We start from the raw sequence: 19,304 nt of genomic DNA on the forward strand, positions 1-19,304 counted from the left end.
CGATCACTGCTCGCGCAGAGGTACCGAGACGTACGAGGGATCGGTGCGCGGCGAGGAGAAGGTCAGCTGTGCGCCGGCGGGGTTGTGCTCGATGTACAGCGGGTCGACCGTGTCCACGACCAGGGCGAGACGGTGGCCGGCGGGCACGTCGTAGGCGGTGGAGAACAGATCCAGGTCCACGCCGAAGGACTGGCCGGGGGTCTTCCCGTGGAAGGTGTACGGGGCGTTGCTGACCAGCTTGCCGATGCCGAGCGGGCCGACGTCGTAGAGGTAGGCGACGAAGGTGCCGTCGCCCTTGGTGGGCGTGACGGTGGTGTGCAGGCGTACGGTGCCGCGCACCCGGCGCTCCTCGGCGTAGCGCCCGGACTGCCAGACGGCCGCGAAGGCGCGCGGGAGGAGGGGGACGGAGGCGGTCGGGGGCGCCTTCGCGAGCTGGTCGAGGAGGCTGGAGAGGAAGACGATCCCGCCGTTGGCTCCGGAGTCGACGTTGGCGAAGACGTGCTCGCTGTCGGCCAGGGCGATCTTCTCGGTGCCGCCGGAGCCGACCGACTTCCAGTCCGCGTAGCCCTCGTAGCCCTGGCCGCTGCGGGACGCGATCCGGACCGGGGCCTCGGTGTCGACGCCGTTGCGCTCGCCCTTGAGGTAGCGGTCGAACCAGCGGTGGGCGCTGGTCCAGGTGTCGTTGGGCAGGCCGAGCAGGCCGGTGGCCTCGGCGGTGGCGTGGTCGCCGGGCCGGAACTCCAGGCGCTTGGGGCCGGTCAGCTTCTCGAAGAACTTCGCGTACTGGTTGGGCGGGAAGACGGTGTCGCCCCAGGCGTTGCCCATCATGATCGCGGCGCCGTTGGCGTTGATCCGGTCCACCTGCTCGGAGGCGGAGTGCTTGCGGCCCCACTCGATCATCGCCTGCTCGTTCTCCAGCTTCGAGCCGAGGAAGTCGCCGAGGATCTGCTGCAGTTCGGGTCCGGGGCGGCCGGTGAGGAAGCCGGTGGCGCCGAGCAGTCCGGCCGCCTGGGCGTGCTGGGTGCGGCCGGAGTAGATGGACTCGATCAGGTCGGCCCACCCGCTGAGCGCGACCACGGCCTTGACGCGGGGGTCGTGCGCGGAGGCCAGCAGGCTGATGCCCGCGCCGTACGAGACCCCGCCGAGGCCGATCCGGGCGGGGTCGGCGGGGGTGGTGGCGAGGGCCCAGTCGATGACGGCGGAGACGTCCGCGACGTCGGCGGGGCCCGCGGTCTCGATCTGGCCGCCGGAGAGCCAGAAGCCGCGCGAGGTGTAACCGACCACCACGTAGCCGGAGTCGGCGAGCTTGCGGGCCTGGGCGATGTATTCGATCTGCGGCATGCCCCAGCTGGTGGGGAGCACGATCAGGGGGTACTTCCGGCCGGGTTCGGCTCCGGCGGGGGTGAAGACGTTGCCCTTGAGGGTGATGCCGCCGGAGCCCGGGATGTCGTGGAAGCGCAGTTCCGGGGAGGCGGCCGGGGCCGGAGCGGGGGCAGGGGCGGGGGCCGCCTGGGCCTGGTGGGGGGCCAGGCCCAGGGCGGCCGCCGCGAGCACGGCCGCCACGGCCGCTGCGGTGGTGGGGCGGGCTCTCATCGATCGCTCCTCGCGTGCGCCGGTGTCCGAAGTGACCCGACGGTAACCGGAGCGGCTTACCGAAGGTAACCCGCCAGTAAGTTACGTACAGGTAACAATTGACCGAGAGTCAGCGGTCCGCGAGGTGTGTCGGCGGGGTGTCGGCGGGGCGGGGTCAGCCGTTCTGGGATCCGCCCGACAGCGCGCTCTTGGCCTTCCACTCGTCCCAGGAGAGGTTCCACTCGCCGTAGCCGTTGCCGAGCTCGGCCTTGCCCTTGGAGCCGCTGCCGACCACCTCGAAGGGGTCGCCGGCCTGGACCTGCTCGTAGAAGGACTTCGCGTTGGCGTCGCTCATGCCCACGCAGCCCGAACTGGTGTTGGCACTGCCGAAGTTGGCGCTGTTCCAGGGGGCGGCGTGCGCGTACATGCCCGACCAGGTCAGCCGCATCGAATAGTCGACCATCTTGTCGTAGGAGTCGCCCAGGCCCACCGTCTGGGAGTCCATCCGGATGGTGCCCTCCTTCGCCATCAGCACCATCTTCCCGGACCAGGAGGCCTTCTGCCCGCCCGGGGTTCCGGCGGAAACCGGAATCGTCTTGACCACCTGGCCGTCCTCGGTGACCGACATCTTCTTCGTGTCGAGGCTGACCTCCATGCGGCGGTCCTTGCCTATTTTGAATTCGGTGTTGTAGTCGCGCGCGAAGAGGCCGCCGCCCGGCCCGGAGTCCACCCCGTTCAGGTTCATCTCGACCTTCACGTCGGTGCCGGACTTCCAGTACTCCTTCGGCCGCCAGTCCACCCGGTCCTTGCCGGAATAGTCCTTGAACCAGCCCCAGGAACCCTCGGCGTTGTCCGAGGCGGTGACCTTCAGCTGCTTCTCCACCGCGGCCTTGTTCTTCACCGGGTTGTCGAAGACCAGGGAGACGGGCATCGCGACGCCCACCGTGCTGCCCTTGGAGATGTTGATCGAGACCTTGTTCACCTTGTCGGCGGCCGAGGTCTTGAACTGGGCCGTGGCGCTCCGGCTGTCGGAGTCCTGCGCCTCGGCCTTGTAGTCGGTGCCGGGCGAGGCGTTGCGCTCCGAGGTCCAGGTCTTCCCGTCGGGGGCTATCCGGCCCGGGAGTTCCCCGCCCTTGCCGTCCGTCACCTTCACCTGGGCCAGCCTGCCCTCGGCGATGGTCACCTTCACGGGCTCGCCCGCCTTGACCTGATCACCCGTCAGGTTCACCGAAACCGCCATGGCCGGCTTGTTCTTGGCCTCCGCCTTGCCGGACCCGCCGGCGTCCGTGCCCGAGCCGCCCCCGCAGGCGGTCAGCGCGGCGGCCAGAAGTGCGGTGCCCGCCAGCATGGCGTGGCGGCCCCGAAGGCGCGGCAGTGCGGTACGGCGTGTGCGGCTCAACGAAAACCCCTCCAAATAATGATCGTCCGTAAGCAAGGAGCGAACGGGACGACATTAGGTTGCGTTTCCGCCGGAAAATGTCGCACTTCGGCTTGTGACGTGTGCCGCAGCGGAACAGTTGCCATTCGGTCACATGACAGACCCCATTCCGGAAAGGACTTTCGTCCCGGCGAAAAGGCCGAACGGCACTACCGGGACCGCCGGATCGCCCCGCGCGAGCCCGGGGTACCCTCCACCCTTCGACTCGGTGAAGGGACCACCCGGATGGACAGCAGTACCCGCACGGCGCCCAGGGCGGCGGCCGAGGCCGACGCCGGCCGGAGGGCGTCCGCGCAGGGAAGTTCGGTGCTGCGCAGCGGAGCCCTCATGGCGGCCGGCTCCATCGTCTCCCGCGCCACCGGCTTCGTCCGCTCCGCGGTGGTCGTGGCCGCGCTCGGCACCGGCATCCGCGCCGACGGCTACGCCGTGGCCAACACCGTCCCGAACATCATCTACATGCTGCTCGTCGGCGGCGCGCTCAACGCCGTCTTCGTGCCCGAGCTGATCCGGGCCGCCAAGGAGCACGAGGACGGCGGGGCCGCCTACACCGACCGGCTGCTCACCGCCTGCACCCTGGCCCTCGTGGCGCTCACCGCCGTCGCCGTTCTCGCCGCGCCGCCGATCGTCAGGATGTACGCCCCCTCGTACACCGGCTCCGACCTGAGCACCACCATCGCCCTGGCCCGCTTCTGCCTTCCCCAGATCCTCTTCTACGGGCTCTTCACCCTGCTCGGCCAAGTACTCAACGCCCGGGGCCGCTTCGGCGCCATGATGTGGACCCCCGTCCTCAACAGCCTCGTCGTCATCGGCGTCTTCGGGCTCTTCCTCCAGCTCTCCCACGGCGGCTCCGAGACCCTCTCCGCCGCCGACACCCGGCTGCTCGGGATCGGCACCACCGCCGGCATCGTGGTCCAGGCCCTCGCCCTGATCCCCTCCCTGCGCTCCGCCGGATTCCGCTGGCGCCCCCGGTTCGACTGGCGCGGCAGCGGCCTCGCCCGCCCCCTGCGCAACGCCGGCTGGCTGGTCCTGCTCGTGTTCACCAACCAGATCGCCTACTGGGTGGTGACCGCGCTCTCCACCACCGCCGGACTCGACGCGGACGGCTCCGGCTACGCCGCCTACACCAACGCCTACCAGCTGTGGATCGTCCCCCAGGGCATCGTCACCGTCTCCCTGGTGACCGCCCTCATGCCCCGGATGAGCGCCGCCGCCACCGAGGGGGACCTCGGCGGCGTCCGGGAGAGCGTCTCCCACGCGCTGCGCTCCAGCGCCGCCCTCGTCGTCCCGGCCGCGGCGCTCTTCGCGGCCCTGGCCCCCTGGGTGATGGACTGCGTCGCCGGGTACGGGAAGAACACCCCCTCCGACGTCGAGGCCATGGCGTGGATGCTGATCGCCTTCGCGCCCGGCCTCGTCGGCTTCTCCGCGCAGTACGTCCTCTCGCGCGGCTTCTACGCCCTCTCGGACACCCGGACCCCCTTCTTCCTGAACCTGGTCATCGTCGCCCTGAACGCCGGACTGTCCTACGCCGCCCACCTGCTGCTGCCCGCGCGCTGGGCGGTCACCGGCATGGCCGGAGCGTCCGCCGTCGCCTTCACGGCGGGCGCCGCCGTCACCGCGTACGCCCTGGCCCGCAGGCTCGGCCCGCGCACGGGGACCCGTAGCGCGACCGCCCTGCGGACCCACCTGCGGCTGCTCGCCGCCTGCCTGCCCGCGGGCGGTGCCGGGTACGCGGCCGCCCGGGCCGCCGACGGCCTCGGGGCCTACGCGGCCGCCGGGGCGGGAACCATCGTGCTCGCGCTGGTCGTCGTACTCCTCGCCAGGCCGCTGCGCCTGACCGAGATCACCGACCTGATCGACTCCCTGCGCCGCAAGACCGGCCGTTAGCGGGAGGAACCATATGAAACACCTTGGGATACTGACCGGATGCCACGCGTACTGCTGATCGAGGACGACCCTTCCATCCGTGAAGGAGTGGCACTCGGCCTGCGCCGCCGCGGCCACGAGGTGAGAGCCGCCGAGACCGGCGAGGCCGGCCTCGCCCTCATGGGCGGCTTCCACCCCGAGCTCGTCCTGCTCGACCTGATGCTGCCCGGCATCAACGGCGTGCAGGTCTGCCGCCGGATCCGCGAGAGCAGCGAGGTCCCGATCATCATGCTCACCGCGCGCGGCGACGACTTCGACATCGTCGTCGGCCTGGAGGCCGGAGCCGACGACTACATCGTCAAACCCGCCCGGACCGAGATCATCGAAGCCCGCATCAGGGCCGTCCTGCGCCGCCTCAGCGATCCGACCGGCCGCCCCGGGGTGGAACAGCACGCGGAACTCGCAGTCGACCGCGCCGGGCTGACCGTCGCCAAGAACGGCGAACGCGTCCCCCTCGCCCCCAGCGAGATCAAACTCCTGCTCCACCTGTCGGCCTCGCCCGAGCAGGTCTTCTCCCGCCAGCAGCTCCTGGAGTACGTGTGGGAGCACAGCTACCACGCCGACGCCCGGCTCGTGGACGCCTGCGTGCGCCGGCTGCGCAACAAGATCGAGGACCCCGCCGGCAGCCCCCGCTACATACAGACCGTGCGGGGCTTCGGCTACCGCTTCGGACCGCTCTAGGGCGCCGGCCGTGCGAAACCTCGCGCCGCTCGGGCTGCGCACCCGGCTGATCGCCGCGTTCCTGCTCGTCGCCGCGATCTGCGCGGTCAGCACGGCCGCCCTCACCTACCGGCAGGCACGCAGCGCCGTCCTCACCCAGAGCCAGGACACCGCCGTCAGCACCCTGCGCGACCAGCTCGAAGCCCAGGCCCTGACCCTGCCCATGGACCGCCCGCAGCTCCAGCGCGTCGTCAACGAGATAGGCAAGCGCGGCAAACCCCACCCCTGGACGGTCTACGCCGAGTACGGCGCGCTGCGCGTCTCCTCCAACACCACCCCCACCACCTCCGGCATCCTCACCGACAAACTCCGCTCCCAGGTCGCCGACCAGCCCCACGGGGCCTTCCAGCGGGTCGAGGACGAGCGGGGCGAGCCGTACCTGACCATCGCGATGCCCGCCGTCTTCGCCCACAACGGCATGCGCGAGGCGACCGGCGTCGTCCTCTACGCCGTCATGCCCCTGCTCACCGAGCAGCAGACCGTCGACGCCATGGTCCAGGCCGCCCGGCAGGGCGCCATCCCCGGACTCGCCATCGCCGTCGTCCCCGCCCTGCTGGCCGCGCGCAGCGTCCTGAGACCCGTACGGGACCTGCGGCGCGCCGCCCAGAGCATGGGACGCGGCCGCCTCGACACCCGCATCGAGGTCCGCGGGGCCGACGAACTGGCCGGGCTCGCCCGCACCTTCAACGAGACCGCCGGCGCCCTGGAGCAGTCCGTCGCCGAACTGCGGGAGGCGGAGGCCCGGGCCCGCCGGTTCGCCTCCGACGTCTCCCACGAACTGCGCACCCCGCTCGCCGGGATGCTCGCCGTCACCGAGATCCTCGACGAGGACGCCGAACGGCTCGACCCCGACACCGCCAAGGCCCTGCGGCTGATCAGCGCCGAGACCGGGAAGCTGGCCGTCCTCGTCGAGGACCTGATGGAGATCTCCCGCTTCGACGCCCGCGCCGCCGAACTCAACCTCGACGACGTGGACGTCGCCGAGGCCGTCCGCAAGACGCTGGAGCGCCGCCGCTGGGACGACGACCGGGTGCGCGCCGAGCTCCCGGACGCGGTCCGGGCCCGGCTCGACCCGCGCCGCTTCGACGTGGTCCTCGCCAACCTCGTCGGCAACGCCCTGCGGCACGGCGGCGCGCCCGTGCGGATCGCCGTGCGCACCGAGCCCCGCCCCGAGGGGGAACGACTGCTGATCGAGGTCGCCGACAGCGGTCCCGGCATCGCCGCCGAGGTGCTCCCGCACATCTTCGACCGGTTCTTCAAGGCCGACGCCGCCCGCACCCGCTCGGCGGGCAGCGGCCTCGGACTCGCCATCACCCTGGAGAACGTACGGCTGCACGGCGGCACGCTGAGCGCGGCCAACGCCCCGGCCGGGGGAGCCGTGTTCACCCTCGACATACCCCTGGAGGTCACCGCGTGATCGCCCTGTCCGGGCCCGGCCGCCGCACCGCCGCGGCGGTGGCCGCCTCCGCCCTGGCGGGCCCGCTGCTGGTCACCGGCTGCGGGATCAAGCCCACCGGGGTCGTGGAGAGCGGCGCCGCCGCCAGGGTCCTGATCGCCGCGCCCTCCCGTCCCCCGATGGCCTACTTCGTCTCGGGCGAGGGCCGCCTCGTCCCCGCGCCCGAGCCCGAGTACGCCGACAAGAGCCCGCAGGGCAGCATGCAGCTGCTGATGCGCGGGCCCGGACCGGTGGAGCGGGAGGCCGGTCTCGGCACCAGGCTGCCGCCGGTGGAGGGGGTGCTGGCCGGGAGCGTCCGGGCGTTCTTCTCCGCGAAGGACCGGGTGGAGGTCCGCGTGCCCTTCCCGGTGGCCGCCCTCGACCCGCTCGCCCTCCGGCAGCTCGTGTGCACCGCCCTGTCCACCGCCGGCCCGTCCGCCGAGGCGGTGGTGCGCGGCCCCGACACCGAACTGGAGGCCGCCCGCTGCGGGGCCGGGCACTGACGCCCTTGCGGCGGCGCCCCGTCTGCCGCCACCGTGTGGACCATGGAACGCGCCGCAGCAGCCCCGGACACCGATCCCGCCGTGCCGGATGTGTTCGACCCGCGCCTTTATGCCGAGGGCGTCCCGCACGACCGGTACCGGCTGCTGCGCGAGCGGCACCCCGTCTCCTGGCAGGAGGAGCCGGAGGTCGGGGGCTGGCCCGCCGGACCCGGTTTCTGGGCCGTCACCCGGCACGCCGACGTCGTCCGCGTCCTGCGCGACCACACCGCGTACTCCTCGTGGCTCGGCGCCACCCAGATCCGCGACCCCGACCCCGCCGACCTGCCCTTCCTGCGGCGCACCATGCTCAACCAGGACCCGCCCGAGCACGGCCGGCTCCGCCGCCTGGTCGCCCGCGCCTTCACCCCGGCCCGCGTCGACGCCTTCGCGGGCCGGGTCCGCGAGCGCGCCCGTACCCTGCTGGCCGCCGCCCGGGACTCCGCCGAGGACGGCGCCGCCGACGTGGTCCGGGCCGTCACCGACGAGTACGCCCTGCTGAACCTCACCGACCTGCTGGGCGTCCCGGCCGCCGACCGGGGCCTGCTGCTGGAGTGGACCGTACGCGTCATCGGCTACCAGGACCCCGAGGACGCCCCGGCCCCCCTCCTCGGCCCCGACGGGACGCCGCTGAACCCGCGCTCCCCGGCCCTGCTCGGCGAGATGTTCGCGTACGCCCGCGAACTGGCCGCGTACAAGCGGGCGCACCCGGGCGACGACGTGATGACCGCCCTCGCGCAGGCCGGACTGGACCCCGCCGAGCTGGAGATGTTCTTCTTCCTGCTGACCGTCGCCGGGAACGACACCGTCCGCAGCGCCGCCCCCGGCGGGCTCCTGGCCCTCGCCCGCGACCCCGGCGCCTACCGCCGGATCGCCGGCGGCGACGTCCCGCCCGACCGGGCCGTCGAGGAACTCCTGCGCGTCCACCCGCCCGTGCTCAGCTTCCGCCGCACCGCCGCCCGCGACACCGAACTCGCCGGTCAGGCCATCCGGGCCGGGGACAAGGTGGTCGTCTTCCACGCCTCCGCCAACCACGACGAACGCGTCTTCACCGACCCGGACCGCCTCGACCCCGGCCGCTCACCGAACCCGCACGTCTCCTTCGGCGACGGCCCCCACGTCTGCCTCGGCGCCCACTTCGCCCGCCTCCAGCTGCGCACCCTCTACGAGGAGTGGCGTACGGCCCTGCCCGCGCCGGAACTCGCGGGCGAGCCGCGCCGGCTGGTGTCGAACTTCATCAACGGGATCACGCGGCTGCCGCTACGGGTGTCCGGGCCGCCCGCGTGACGTCCGCGACGCGTTCCGTCACGTCCGGCCCGTAGGCGTCGGAGTTGACGACCTTCAGCAGCAGGCAGAAGGCCGACCCGCGGTACTTGCGCGCCAGCTCCTGGTGGTGCCTGGCGAGGTAGCGGGCCGCCGCCTGGTTGCTGGTGGCGGTCTGCCCGCACAGCAGGAACACCGGCCGCGAGTCCCGCCCCGCCACCAGCCGGGCCAGCAGCACGTATTCGGCCACGCCCGGCTCCCAGAGGTACGTCTGCCCGTCCACGGAGATCGCCCCGCGCTCCGGGACCTGCTCCGGCCGGACGTTCATCCGCACCCCCGGCAGCAGCGAGGCCAGGTGCGCCGTCGTACGGGAGTTGGAGGCCGGTCCTCCCACACAGAACTCGGCGCGCTCGCCGAAGCCCTGCCGGGCCGTGTCGTGCGGGACGATCTGCACGGTCGCCCCGCAGTCGCGGATCAGCGCGGATATCTCCAACAGGGCGAAGGCGTCGTTGCGGTGCAGCGAGGAGTCCTTGCCGCCCATCTGGCGGTTGACCACGAACAGGCAGTCGGAACCCGTCGGCAGCCCGAAGAACGCCTGCTTGCGGCGCAGGTCGCGGCGCCACAGGTAGGTCCGGGAGAACCAGCCGAACCCGCCGCTGATGGCGGTCGCCGCCACCCCGAGCACGATGTTGCGCACGTCGTCGTTCATGCGGCGGATGGTAGCCCGCACCAGGCCTTCCTGACGCGGGGGGTGCGGTGAAGTTACAGTGCCGACCCTAGGCCTGACGTTCCGTCCGCCGGGCCATTACGGGAGGTACGGATGCGTCGCCCCGCCGCACGTCAGTTAGCGCTGCTCGCCCTCGTCGGCGCCCTCGTCTCCACCGGCGCCGCCGCCCCGCCGTCGGCCACCGCCGCCGGTGACCGCACCCCCGCCAAGGTCCCGGTCGCGACCGGCTACGGCGGCGCGGTGGCCAGCGTCGACGCGGACGCCACCGCCGTCGGCATCGAGGTGCTGCGCTCCGGCGGCAACGCCGTGGACGCGGCCGTCGCCACCGCCGCCGCCCTCGGGGTCACCGAGCCGTACTCCGCCGGCATCGGGGGCGGCGGCTACTTCGTCTACTACGACGCCAAGAGCCGCCGGGTGCAGACCATCGACGGCCGTGAGACGGCCCCGGCCTCGGCCACCGAGACGCTGTTCCAGGAGAACGGCGTCCCCATCCCCTTCGAGCAGGGCCAGACCAGCGGCCGTGCCGTCGGCGTCCCCGGCACCCCGGCCACCTGGCAGCGGGCCCTGGACACCTGGGGCACCCGCTCGCTGGGCCAGTCGCTGCGGCCCGCCGAGAAGCTGGCCCGCGACGGCTTCACCGTGGACTCCACCTTCCGGGCGCAGACCGAGCTGAACCGGGACCGCTTCAAGGACTTCCCCGACACCCGCGAGCTGTTCCTGCCCGGCGGCGCCCTGCCGGTGGTCGGGTCCACCTTCAAGAACCCGGACCTGGCGAAGACCTACGCGGAGCTCGCACGCAAGGGCACCGACACCCTCTACCGGGGCCCGCTCGGCGAGGACGTCGTCCGCGCCGTCCGCAAGCCCCCCGTCGACCCGGCCGCCACCCGCGTCGTCCGCTCCGGCGACCTGACCACCGCGGACCTGCGCGCCTACCGCAGCAAGCAGCAGGCGCCGACCAAGACCGACTACCGGGGCCTGGACGTCTACAGCATGGCGCCCTCCTCCTCCGGCGGCACCACGGTCGGCGAGGCGCTGAACATCCTGGAGGGCACCGACGTCTCCAAGCTGTCGGAGACCCAGTACCTGCACCGCTACATCGAGGCCTCCCGGATCGCCTTCGCCGACCGGGGCCGCTGGGTGGGTGACCCGGCCGCGGTCGACGTGCCGACGAAGGAACTGCTCTCGCAGCGCTTCGCCGACAGCCGGGCCTGCCTGATCCGGCCGGACCGGGCGCTGACCAGCCCGCTGGCCCCGGGCGACCCGTACCACCCCGCCGCCTGCGCCACCACCGGGCAGGCCGCCCCGACCACGTACGAAGGGGAGAACACCACCCACCTGACGGTCGCCGACCGCTGGGGCAACGTGGTCTCCTACACCCTGACCATCGAGTCCACCGGCGGCAGCGCCATCACCGTCCCGGGGCGCGGCTTCCTGCTCAACAACGAGCTGACCGACTTCTCCTTCGCCCCGGCCGCCCCCGGCGTCCCGGACCCGAACCTGCCCGGCCCCGGCAAGCGGCCGCGCTCCTCCATGTCCCCGACGATCCTGCTCAAGGACGGCCGTCCGGTGCTGGCGGTGGGCTCGCCCGGCGGCGCCACCATCATCACCACCGTCCTGCAGACCCTGCTGGGCACGCTGGACCGGGGCCTGCCCCTGGGCGACGCCATCGCCGCCCCGCGCGCCAGCCAGCGCAACCAGACCACCACCGAACTGGAACCCGGCCTCTGGAACAGCCCGCTGCGCACCGAACTCGAAGCCCTCGGCCAGGGCTTCCGCCAGAACCCCGAGATCGGCGCCGCCACCGGCGTCCAGCGCCTCCCGGACGGCCGCTGGCTGGCCGCCGCCGAACCCAGCCGCCGCGGCGGCGGCTCGGCGATGGTCGTCCACCCCGCCGGACGGCCGTAGCGGCCGCTAGAGGGCGGTGAGGATCCTCGGGCCGTCGGCCGTGATGGCGACCGTGTGCTCCGCGTGGGCGGCGCGGGTGCCGTCCGTGGTGCGCAGGGTCCAGCCGTCCGGATCGCAGGCGTAGTCGTCCGTGCCGCCCGCGATCAGCATCGGCTCGATCGCGAGGACCATGCCGGGGCGCAGCTTCGTACCGCGCCCCGGCGGGCCCTCGTTGGGGACGCCCGGGTCCTCGTGCATGGCGCGGCCGATGCCGTGGCCGCCGAAGCCGTCCGGGATGCCGTAGCCGGCGGCGCGGCAGACGGTGCCGATGGCGTGGGCGATGTCGCCGATCCGGTTGCCGGGCACGGCCGCGGCGATGCCGGCCGCGAGGGCCGCCTCGGCGGTCGCGATCAGCCGCAGGTCGTCGGGGCGGGCCCGGCCGACGGTGAAGCTGACGGCCGCGTCCCCGACCCAGCCGGCCAGCTTCGCGCCGCAGTCGACGCTGACCAGGTCGCCGTCGCGCAGCCGGTAGTCGTCGGGGATGCCGTGCACGATCGCGTCGTTGACGGAGACGCAGACCACCGCCGGGAAGGGCACGGGCGCGAACGACGGCCGGTAGCCGAGGAAGGGGGAGGAGGCCCCGGCCCCGCGCAGCACCGCTCGGGCCACCGCGTCCAGTTCCCGCAGGGAGACCCCGACCCGCGCGACGTCCCGGGCGGCCGCGAGGGCGTGCGCGACCACCCGGCCCGAGGCGCGCATCTGTTCGATCGCTTCGTCCGTCTTCAGCTTCACCATGCCAATAACTATACCGGTAAATTTATACCGGGATAGTTATTGGAGCGCGGTGGGTAGGATGGAGCCATGGTCCGCACCCCCCTGACTCCTGAAGAGCGCGAGCGCGGCGAGCGTCTGGGCGCCCTGCTGCGCGAGGCCCGCGCCGGCCGCAGCATGGTCGAGGTCGCGGCCAGCGCCGGCCTCTCCGCCGAAACCCTCCGCAAGATCGAGACGGGCCGGGCCCCGACCCCCGCCTTCTTCACGGTCGCCGCCCTCGCCGGCGCCCTCGGTCTCTCCCTCGACGAGGTCCTCCGCCGCTGCGCCCTCGTCCCCGCCTGACCCGCCCGCCCGGGGCCGCCGCCAAGCCCGAAAGCTCCCGGAGGCAGGGAGTGTCGGGCGGCCGATCGGCGCAACCGGCGTGGGGACGGCCGGAGTACGGGGCACACGTCCTGCGTGTCAGCCATGAAAGCAGCCCAGCGGATCGGTCTCGGACTCCTCGGCGCCCTGCTCGCGGCAGGACTGCTGCTCGCGGCCTGCGCCGCCCCCGACGGGCAGGCCCGCGGCGACGACGCCCGCCGGGGGGCGCCGCCGAGACCGGCCGGCAGGGCCTGACGTCAGGTGTGGACCTTGCGGGTCGCCGCGTCGTTCTCCCTGGGCTTCGCGGCCTCGGCGGCCCGCTCCAGCAGCAGGACCCGTACGGAGTCCAGCTGCTCGGTCCGGACGACCTCGAACCCCTTCCGGATCAGCGCCGCGGTCGCCCCGGGCATGCCGGTGAACGGCTCGCCGGGGTCCGGGGAGGTGGACACCAGCCACAGCCGCTCCGTGTCGGCCAGGCACGTCCGCGGCTGGGGGCACTCGGCGGCGTCGAAGGAACCCCGCTCCTGCGGGGTGCGCCAGGCCAGCAGGGCCGCGGTCCGCGTCGCTGCCGGGCAGGGCCTGGAAGGCGAGCCCGCCGACCGCCGCCACCGCGACCGCCCGGCCGAGCACGCGCCGCGCCGCGCCGGGCATCCGCGCGCGGGCCGTGCCTGCTCCGGCCGTGCCTGCTCCGGCCGTGCCTGCTCCGGCCGTCCGCCCTCCGGCCGTCCGCGCGCTCGGCCCCGTGACCGGTCCGGCGATCCGGCACAGGGCGACCGCCGCCAGCAGCACCCAGGTGGGCGCCGTGAAGAAGAGGTAGCGCGGCCGGAACAGGTGGAGCTGGGCGGCGGTCGCGAAGGTCACCACCGGGGGCAGCGCGACCCACAGGCCGAGGGCCGGGGCCCGCCGCCCGGTGAAGCACAGCCCGGTCAGGCCCAGCACCATCACCGGCGCCGCGACTGCCCAGGACCCGAACAGGTTCTCGGGGAAGTGGAGCAGGTCGTCGACGCCCGGGTTGTTCCACGCGATCTGGGCGCTCTGCCCCGCGCCGGAGGCCGCCATCGGCAGGACGAAGCACAGGCCGAGGATCCCGGCCGCCGCGTACGCCCGGCCCACGATCCGGTCGCCCGCCCGGCGCGCCTGTACGACGAGCACCAGGTGCGGGGCGAGGACGGCGAGGGAGGCCAGGTGGCTCCAGCCGACCAGCGGGACGGACAGCGTGTACGCGACCCAGACCTCGAACCCCGGCCGCTGCAGGGCCCGTACGAGCAGCAGCGTGGACAGCAGGACGGCCGCGACCGCGAAGGCGTACGGTCGGACCTCCTGCCCGTAGCGGGTCACGGCGGGCACCACGGCGAAGGCCAGCCCCGCGACCAGCCCCACCTGCCGGGTGAACAGCCGGCGGCCGAGCAGGGCGAGCAGGCCCGGGGCGGCGGCCATGGCCAGTGCTCCGGGAACGCGCATCGCGGTCGCGGACTCGCCCGCCACGCTCACCCACAGGTGCATCAGCACGTAGTACGGGGTGAACACCACGTCGATGCCGCGGATCAGCGTGCCGAGGTCGCCGAAGGACAGGGTGGCCGCCCACCAGGTGGCGTGTTCGTCGCGCCACAGCTGGCGGCCGCCGATCCCCCGGGAGATCAGGGCCAGCGAGACGGCGCCGGGCAGGAGCAGGAGCAGGGCCGTCCAGAGCCGCTCCCGGCCCGCACCGGAGGGGCGCACCGTGTGCGAAGGGGCGTGCAGGCTCATTGTCTGACCCAAATGTGGTAGTTGTGGCTGCCCGTGCCCAGGGTGAAGGGCACCACGGCCGCGAGACGGTAGCGGGAGTTGCCGCGCAGGGCTTCCTCGACCACCCGGTCGGTCTCGGGGGTGACGCCCCCGCGCAGCAGGATCGCGTCGAAGTGGCCGTCCAGGACGGCGGCGCGGAACGCCTCGGGGCCCGACGTGTCCTCGTAGTCCATGGAGTACGTGCTCTGCCACTGGTCCCACGTCGTCAGATCCCGCAGGTAGCAGGCCGGGATCTCGTGCTCCTCCGCGAGATAGGCCCCCTTCTCGTCGACGCCCCCCGCAGGAACTGGACCATCGCCCGCGAGTCCGGCGCGGCATAGTGCTCCTGCGCCTGGACCATCCCGAAGGTCAGGGCCAGGCAGTACACGAGGATGCCGAGCTGCGGATGGCGGAAGTGGGGTCCGACCAGGCGCGCGATGCCGAGGCCGGCCATCGGAGCGGCGAAGAGGAGACCGAACCCGACGTGCTTGTTGAGGGAGATCCCGGCGTGCAGGTGGATCTGGTAGGCGGGCGCGAGCAGCGCGGTGCCGGTGAGCAGCGTGCCGAGCGCGACGCGGCGCCAGCGGCCGGGAGTCTGCCCGCCCACCCACGGCATCTCGCCCATCCGCGCCCGGAGGGCGTAGGCGACGGACCCGCCCAGTGCCAGGAGGAAGACGACGCCGCCCCATTCGGCGCTGTGCCCGATCAGCGTGAACGCCGAGTCCGTGCCCTTGGCGCGGCCGGTCGTGGTGCCGCTGATCCCGCCGAGCGGCTCGGAGAGCCAGTAGCCGACGCCGAGGACGGCCAGGATCCCCAGCCCCAGGACCACACCCCGGCCCAGGGCCTTGACCCCCCGGTGCCGGTACGCGGTCAGGACGGCCAGCACCACCAGGGTGGGCAGGAAGAGGCCCGCCGCGTACTTCACCCCGAAGGCCAGCGCGGCGGGCGGGGCGGCGAGCAGCACGGCGGGCGCCCGCATCCTGCCGGTGCGGACCACGGCCCACGCGGAGAGGGCCAGCAGGAAGGCGGACGCCGCGTCGAAGGTGGCGAAGTTCCCGAGGAACATCGTCGACTGGAGCACCGAGAAGAGCGCGGCCGCGCCGATGGCCGCGCGGACGTTGAACAGCCGGTGGGTCAGCGCGTACAGCAGGGCGGTGGCGCCGAGCATGAAGAGCAGCCCGCGAAGTCGGCCGGCACCGGTGTGCCGTGGAGCAGTTCGGCCAGCTCGTAGTGGCCGGCCGCCAGGTACAGCGCCTCGTCCTGGAACGCCGGACGCGCAGCCGCAGCGAGAGGCCGGCCTGGACGAGCATGACGCAGAACAGCAGGCACCGGCCGAGCAGGGTGCTGCGGCGCGAATCCAGCGACCAGGCGGACCGGGGGGTGTCGGGGAGGCGGTACCCGGGCTCGGGCTCGGGCTGGGCCCAGCTGGGCCGTCTCTGGTCCTGGGTCACGGCTTCTTCACGTCGAATCCGAAGCGCGGGCTCTCGGCCTGCTTCCTGAAGGCACGGGCCGCTTCCGGCGTGCTGGTGATGTGCCAGTCCGCTTCCTTGTCGAAGTCGAACCAGATGAACCCGATGACGTCGTCGCGCCCCAGCGTGCCCCGGAAGAGGTCGGCGATGTCGGCACTCTTGCGCGGGCCGGACTCCGCCGCCGTCTCGGCGATGAGGAAGGACTTCCGGGTGAAGCGGCGGATCTCGGTCATCGTCGGGCCGTAGAGCGTCTCGTACGTGGACGGGCCGGACCTGCCGTAGTAGCCGACGACGCCGACCCAGTCGACGTAGTCGTCCCCGGGCCAGTACGGCTGGAGCCGCACGGTGGGCATCGGGTTGATCACATTGGGGCTCCAGGACCAGATGACCTGGGTGGCGCCCTCCTGCTGGAAGACGTCGTGGACGTGCTTGTAGGCGCTCACGAACTGCTGCGGCGTGGCGCTCTTGGTCCCCCAGGGGTACCAGTGGCCGTTCATCTCGTGCGCGAAGCTGATCGCCACCGGGAGGTTGAGCCGCCGTACGGAACGCGCGTACGAGCGGATGTACTCGTCGTCCTTCCCGTCCGCGATGCCGGCGAGGCCCTTCTCCTTCGGCTCCCAGGCGATGTAGGGCAGCGCCCCGTAGTCCCAGGCGTTCCGGACGAGCGCGGTCTCGTACTGGTCGCCCCAGGCGGAGCAGAACTCGACGATGTTCGGCTTCTTGCCGGAGTCCGCGGCGAACTTCTCGACCGGCTTCATGGAGTCCGGGGCGCCGTCGGCGGCCACACCGAGGTACTTGGACTCCGGGCGCAGCAGCGGACGGATGTCGTACGGGACCACGGGCGCCGTGGAGGCCGCCGTCCCGGAGGAACCGCCGGTGCGTGTCCTGTACGCGTCGCGCCCCTCGGAGGAGAAGGTGCCGCACCCGGCGGTGCCGGAAAGCAGCACGCCGACGAGACCCGCGGCGGTCAGGCTGGCGTTCCGCCCAGTGGAACGGTGGTGGGGTGTGCCGAGGGGCGCGGAATGCTTGGAGTTAACAATTCCGGTATTGCGGATGACGTGATCCGCAAGGGGGTTGGACGCGGAATCGGCCGTGGGCGCGGGTGGCTGGCGAGGGCCTTCCGGGTCGTGGTTCGGGCCCCTGGGGAGGTCGGATGTAAGGGCGACGTGAGTCTCGACACGCCCGGGCGGCGGCCGGCCGGGGCGGGGGATCGCCGTCAAGCTTTGAGACTCCCGTAGCCCGCCCGTAACACGGGTGGGATCCAATGCGGGCATGGAGACGCCGACTGCACTGGTGATCGGGCAACTCGCCGCATACATGCGGGGGTTGACGCGGAGACTGGATCCTGGAGCGGGCTGGTACGGGGAGTTCCTGCGGCGGGACCCGGAGGGCATGCGGGCCTGCCTGGACGGGGTGGCGATGCCGCCGTGGGACGTACTGGAGTCGCTGCTCGGGGACCTGCCGGGGGATCCGGAGGCCACGGCCCGGGAGGCCGCCTACGCCGCCGGGCTGCGGGCCGCCGCCGTCGCCGCGTGGGACGCGGTGCCGGGCGGGGAGGGGGAGCTGCGGGCTCTGCTCGGCGCGGCCGAGGCGCAGTGGGCCGCCTCGGAGGCGGCGCTGCGGAGTCTGGCCGACCGGCTCGACGGGGCCCGCGACCGGGAGGAGGCGGCGGGGCTGGCGCGGGAGCTCGCCTGGACCCGCGACGACGCGTCCCGCGCCGCGGCCCGGGCCGCGGACCTGACGGCCCGCCTGCGCGCCCTGCCGACACCGGTACGACTGGCCGGAGTCCCGAGGCAGCGCGAGGGCCACGAGCCGTCCGCCCTCCCCGAGAGCCGGCAGCCGGGGCAGGCGCGGGTTGACGGTGCGGAGGGCCGGGAGCCGGGGCAGGCGCCGCTCGGCCGGGCCGAGGGTGGGGAGCCGGGGCCGGCGCCGGTCGGCTCGGCCGACGGCCGGGAGCCGGTCCGGACGCCGGGCGGCCGCGCGGACGGCGGTGAGCCGGTCCAGGCGCCGGTCGGCCGGGCCGAGACCCGTGAGCCACGCCAGGCGCCGGTCGGCCGGGCCGAGGGGCGGTGGCTGCGCGGAGCCCGCCGAGCGGGCGGTGCGCGCTACGCGGGCGCGACCCCGCCCGCCGCCCCCGCACCGGTCCCGGCCTCGGACCCGGCCGCCCCGCTCCCCGCCCCGCGCGGTGCCCGCTTCGCCGGCCAGTCCGCCGCCCCCGCTCCCACCCCGCCCGAAGCCGACCCCGCCACCTCCGGGTACGCCCCGTCCGAGCCCTGGCCGGCGCCGCCGGCCGTGTCCGGCGGTGGGGCCGGGCAGGCCGGCCACGCCTTACCGGACGGCCCCTGGCCCGCGGCGGTCGCGCGCGCCCCCGAGGGGGACCTGCCGACGTCGGTGCCCGGCCCCGGCGGACCCCGGGCGGGGTTCGTCGCGGAGCTGGTGGCGTTGCGGGAGCAAGGGCGGAGCGGGGAGGCGCACGCGTTGTTGTGCGAGGCCGCCGCGTGGCCCGCCGGGTATCTGCCCGGGCTCGCCGACGGGCTCGGGCGGGCCGGGCTGGCCGCCGACTGGGCCACCCTGCTGTGGGAGGCGGCCTCGCTCCCGCCCGACCGGCTCGCCGCCGCGGCCGCCGCCCTCGGCGAGGCCGGCCGGGACGCCGACTGCGACCGGCTCCTGCGCCAGGGCGTGGCCCGCCCCGCCGTCGAGGTCGCCGACGCCGCCCTGGCCCTCGGCGCCGCCGGCCGGGACCGGGAGGCCCGCGCCCTGCTCGGCGCCTTCGTCCGCCTGCGCACCGCCGAGGAGGCCGCCGCCCTGGCCCGCCGCGACCCGCACTGGTTCGCCCCCCGGCTGCTGGACGAGGCCCGCGCCCTGTCCGGCACCCGGCACCGGGACCTGGCGCACGCCCTGCGCGTGGCGGGGATCCCGGCGAGCTGAAGCGCTCGCCTGCTGACCGCAAACGACCACGTGGCGACGTAACTTGATCGACTACTCCAACCGCGCATGGTGGTCTTGCCCCGCGCTGTGACGAGGCCTACCTTCGACTCCCTACGCACCGTCTACGTGCGTAGAAGTCGGCGTTCCCGTCGCGAGGAGCAGCTCATGGCCCAAGTCGTCCGCGCCGCACTCGTCCAGGCCACCTGGACCGGAGACACCGAGTCGATGATCGTCAAACACGAGGAGTACGCCCGCCGGGCGGCCGCCGAGGGCGCGAAGATCATCGGCTTCCAGGAGGTGTTCAACGCCCCGTACTTCTGCCAGGTCCAGGAGCCCGAGCACTACCGCTGGGCCGAGGCCGTCCCCGACGGCCCCACCGTCCGCCGGATGCAGGACCTGGCCCGCGAGACCGGCATGGTCATCGTCGTCCCGGTGTTCGAGCTGGAGGCCGAGGGCTTCTACTACAACACCGCCGCCGTCATCGACGCCGACGGCAGCTACCTCGGCAAGT

At 73.6% G+C, this 19,304-nt stretch carries 17 protein-coding genes; 9 read left to right on the forward strand and 8 right to left on the reverse strand.

Going from position 1 to position 19,304, the window contains the following annotated elements; genetic code table 11:
* Positions 1 to 3: 3 nt before the first annotated feature.
* Both ACFV0Q_RS13795 and ACFV0Q_RS13800 read right to left on the reverse strand, forming a co-directional pair.
* Positions 4 to 1,593, reverse strand: coding sequence for a CocE/NonD family hydrolase (locus tag ACFV0Q_RS13795; RefSeq protein ID WP_385004784.1), 1,590 nt, complete (start codon positions 1,591 to 1,593; stop codon positions 4 to 6).
* Positions 1,594 to 1,747: 154 nt separating this feature from the next.
* Entirely contained in the window at positions 1,748 to 2,920 is a 1,173-nt protein-coding gene (locus ACFV0Q_RS13800) for an Ig-like domain-containing protein (RefSeq protein ID WP_385004818.1), read from the reverse strand.
* Between the two features lie 315 nt (positions 2,921 to 3,235).
* Between ACFV0Q_RS13800 and murJ the strand changes: the two genes are divergently transcribed.
* The 5 genes from murJ to ACFV0Q_RS13825 are packed head-to-tail and all read left to right on the forward strand — an operon-like array spanning position 3,236 to position 8,914.
* Positions 3,236 to 4,894 carry a murein biosynthesis integral membrane protein MurJ gene (murJ, locus tag ACFV0Q_RS13805; RefSeq protein ID WP_385004786.1) on the forward strand — a complete coding sequence of 553 codons (1,659 nt, stop codon included), beginning with the start codon at positions 3,236 to 3,238 and terminating at the stop codon, positions 4,892 to 4,894.
* A gap of 39 nt (positions 4,895 to 4,933) precedes the next feature.
* Entirely contained in the window at positions 4,934 to 5,614 is a 681-nt protein-coding gene (locus tag ACFV0Q_RS13810) for a response regulator (protein WP_385004788.1), read from the forward strand.
* Between the two features lie 10 nt (positions 5,615 to 5,624).
* Positions 5,625 to 7,070, forward strand: a complete 1,446-nt coding sequence (locus ACFV0Q_RS13815) for an ATP-binding protein (protein ID WP_385004790.1) — start codon at positions 5,625 to 5,627, stop codon at positions 7,068 to 7,070.
* Positions 7,067 to 7,591 (forward strand): hypothetical protein, encoded by a 525-nt coding sequence (locus tag ACFV0Q_RS13820; protein WP_385004792.1) that lies wholly within the window; start codon positions 7,067 to 7,069, stop codon positions 7,589 to 7,591. The genes ACFV0Q_RS13815 and ACFV0Q_RS13820 overlap by 4 nt, the downstream gene beginning before the upstream one ends.
* A gap of 42 nt (positions 7,592 to 7,633) precedes the next feature.
* Positions 7,634 to 8,914: a cytochrome P450 gene (locus ACFV0Q_RS13825; protein WP_385004794.1), complete on the forward strand. Its 1,281-nt coding sequence runs from the start codon at positions 7,634 to 7,636 to the stop codon at positions 8,912 to 8,914.
* Here the strand turns inward: ACFV0Q_RS13825 and ACFV0Q_RS13830 are convergent.
* Complete coding sequence (locus ACFV0Q_RS13830; RefSeq protein ID WP_385004796.1) at positions 8,874 to 9,599, reverse strand: hypothetical protein; 726 nt, start codon at positions 9,597 to 9,599, stop codon at positions 8,874 to 8,876. The two genes, ACFV0Q_RS13825 and ACFV0Q_RS13830, sit on opposite strands and share 41 nt — an antisense overlap.
* A 111-nt stretch (positions 9,600 to 9,710) precedes the next feature.
* On the opposite strand from ACFV0Q_RS13830, the gene ggt reads away from it, so the two are divergent.
* Positions 9,711 to 11,522, forward strand: a complete 1,812-nt coding sequence (gene ggt, locus ACFV0Q_RS13835; protein ID WP_385004798.1) for a gamma-glutamyltransferase — start codon at positions 9,711 to 9,713, stop codon at positions 11,520 to 11,522.
* A gap of 6 nt (positions 11,523 to 11,528) precedes the next feature.
* On the opposite strand, the gene map is transcribed toward ggt, so the two are convergent.
* Entirely contained in the window at positions 11,529 to 12,296 is a 768-nt protein-coding gene (gene map / locus ACFV0Q_RS13840) for a type I methionyl aminopeptidase (protein WP_385004800.1), read from the reverse strand.
* Positions 12,297 to 12,362: 66 nt separating this feature from the next.
* Between map and ACFV0Q_RS13845 the strand changes: the two genes are divergently transcribed.
* Positions 12,363 to 12,614, forward strand: coding sequence for a helix-turn-helix domain-containing protein (locus ACFV0Q_RS13845; RefSeq protein WP_385004802.1), 252 nt, complete (start codon positions 12,363 to 12,365; stop codon positions 12,612 to 12,614).
* Between the two features lie 117 nt (positions 12,615 to 12,731).
* Here ACFV0Q_RS13845 and ACFV0Q_RS13850 read toward each other — a convergent pair whose 3' ends face one another.
* From ACFV0Q_RS13850 to ACFV0Q_RS13865, 4 genes are all read right to left on the reverse strand, one after another.
* Positions 12,732 to 14,378 carry a glycosyltransferase family 39 protein gene (locus ACFV0Q_RS13850; protein ID WP_385004804.1) on the reverse strand — a complete coding sequence of 549 codons (1,647 nt, stop codon included), beginning with the start codon at positions 14,376 to 14,378 and terminating at the stop codon, positions 12,732 to 12,734.
* Positions 14,375 to 14,590: a hypothetical protein gene (locus ACFV0Q_RS13855; RefSeq protein WP_385004806.1), complete on the reverse strand. Its 216-nt coding sequence runs from the start codon at positions 14,588 to 14,590 to the stop codon at positions 14,375 to 14,377. The genes ACFV0Q_RS13850 and ACFV0Q_RS13855 overlap by 4 nt, the downstream gene beginning before the upstream one ends.
* Before the next feature lie 32 nt (positions 14,591 to 14,622).
* Positions 14,623 to 15,564: a glycosyltransferase family 39 protein gene (locus tag ACFV0Q_RS13860; RefSeq protein WP_385004808.1), complete on the reverse strand. Its 942-nt coding sequence runs from the start codon at positions 15,562 to 15,564 to the stop codon at positions 14,623 to 14,625.
* A gap of 279 nt (positions 15,565 to 15,843) precedes the next feature.
* Positions 15,844 to 16,812: a glycoside hydrolase family 26 protein gene (locus ACFV0Q_RS13865; protein WP_385004810.1), complete on the reverse strand. Its 969-nt coding sequence runs from the start codon at positions 16,810 to 16,812 to the stop codon at positions 15,844 to 15,846.
* Between the two features lie 325 nt (positions 16,813 to 17,137).
* Between ACFV0Q_RS13865 and ACFV0Q_RS13870 the strand changes: the two genes are divergently transcribed.
* Positions 17,138 to 18,793 carry a hypothetical protein gene (locus tag ACFV0Q_RS13870; RefSeq protein WP_385004812.1) on the forward strand — a complete coding sequence of 552 codons (1,656 nt, stop codon included), beginning with the start codon at positions 17,138 to 17,140 and terminating at the stop codon, positions 18,791 to 18,793.
* A gap of 165 nt (positions 18,794 to 18,958) precedes the next feature.
* The coding region (locus ACFV0Q_RS13875) for a nitrilase-related carbon-nitrogen hydrolase (RefSeq protein ID WP_385004814.1) at positions 18,959 to 19,304 on the forward strand (346 nt) is incomplete at its 3' end.

This window comes from Streptomyces sp. NPDC059564 (assembly GCF_042735575.1).
Lineage (GTDB): Bacteria > Actinomycetota > Actinomycetes > Streptomycetales > Streptomycetaceae > Streptomyces.

Coding starts and splice junctions, on each gene's coding strand:
- ACFV0Q_RS13795 (WP_385004784.1), bottom strand. CDS start 1,593: ATGAGAGCCCGCCCCACCACCGCAGCGGCCGTGGCGGCCGTGCTCGCG.
- ACFV0Q_RS13800 (WP_385004818.1), bottom strand. CDS start 2,920: ATGCTGGCGGGCACCGCACTTCTGGCCGCCGCGCTGACCGCCTGCGGG.
- murJ (WP_385004786.1), top strand. CDS start 3,236: ATGGACAGCAGTACCCGCACGGCGCCCAGGGCGGCGGCCGAGGCCGAC.
- ACFV0Q_RS13810 (WP_385004788.1), top strand. CDS start 4,934: ATGCCACGCGTACTGCTGATCGAGGACGACCCTTCCATCCGTGAAGGA.
- ACFV0Q_RS13825 (WP_385004794.1), top strand. CDS start 7,634: ATGGAACGCGCCGCAGCAGCCCCGGACACCGATCCCGCCGTGCCGGAT.
- ACFV0Q_RS13830 (WP_385004796.1), bottom strand. CDS start 9,599: ATGAACGACGACGTGCGCAACATCGTGCTCGGGGTGGCGGCGACCGCC.
- ggt (WP_385004798.1), top strand. CDS start 9,711: ATGCGTCGCCCCGCCGCACGTCAGTTAGCGCTGCTCGCCCTCGTCGGC.
- map (WP_385004800.1), bottom strand. CDS start 12,296: ATGGTGAAGCTGAAGACGGACGAAGCGATCGAACAGATGCGCGCCTCG.
- ACFV0Q_RS13845 (WP_385004802.1), top strand. CDS start 12,363: ATGGTCCGCACCCCCCTGACTCCTGAAGAGCGCGAGCGCGGCGAGCGT.
- ACFV0Q_RS13850 (WP_385004804.1), bottom strand. CDS start 14,378: ATGAGCCTGCACGCCCCTTCGCACACGGTGCGCCCCTCCGGTGCGGGC.
- ACFV0Q_RS13855 (WP_385004806.1), bottom strand. CDS start 14,590: ATGGACTACGAGGACACGTCGGGCCCCGAGGCGTTCCGCGCCGCCGTC.
- ACFV0Q_RS13860 (WP_385004808.1), bottom strand. CDS start 15,564: ATGCTCGGCGCCACCGCCCTGCTGTACGCGCTGACCCACCGGCTGTTC.
- ACFV0Q_RS13870 (WP_385004812.1), top strand. CDS start 17,138: ATGGAGACGCCGACTGCACTGGTGATCGGGCAACTCGCCGCATACATG.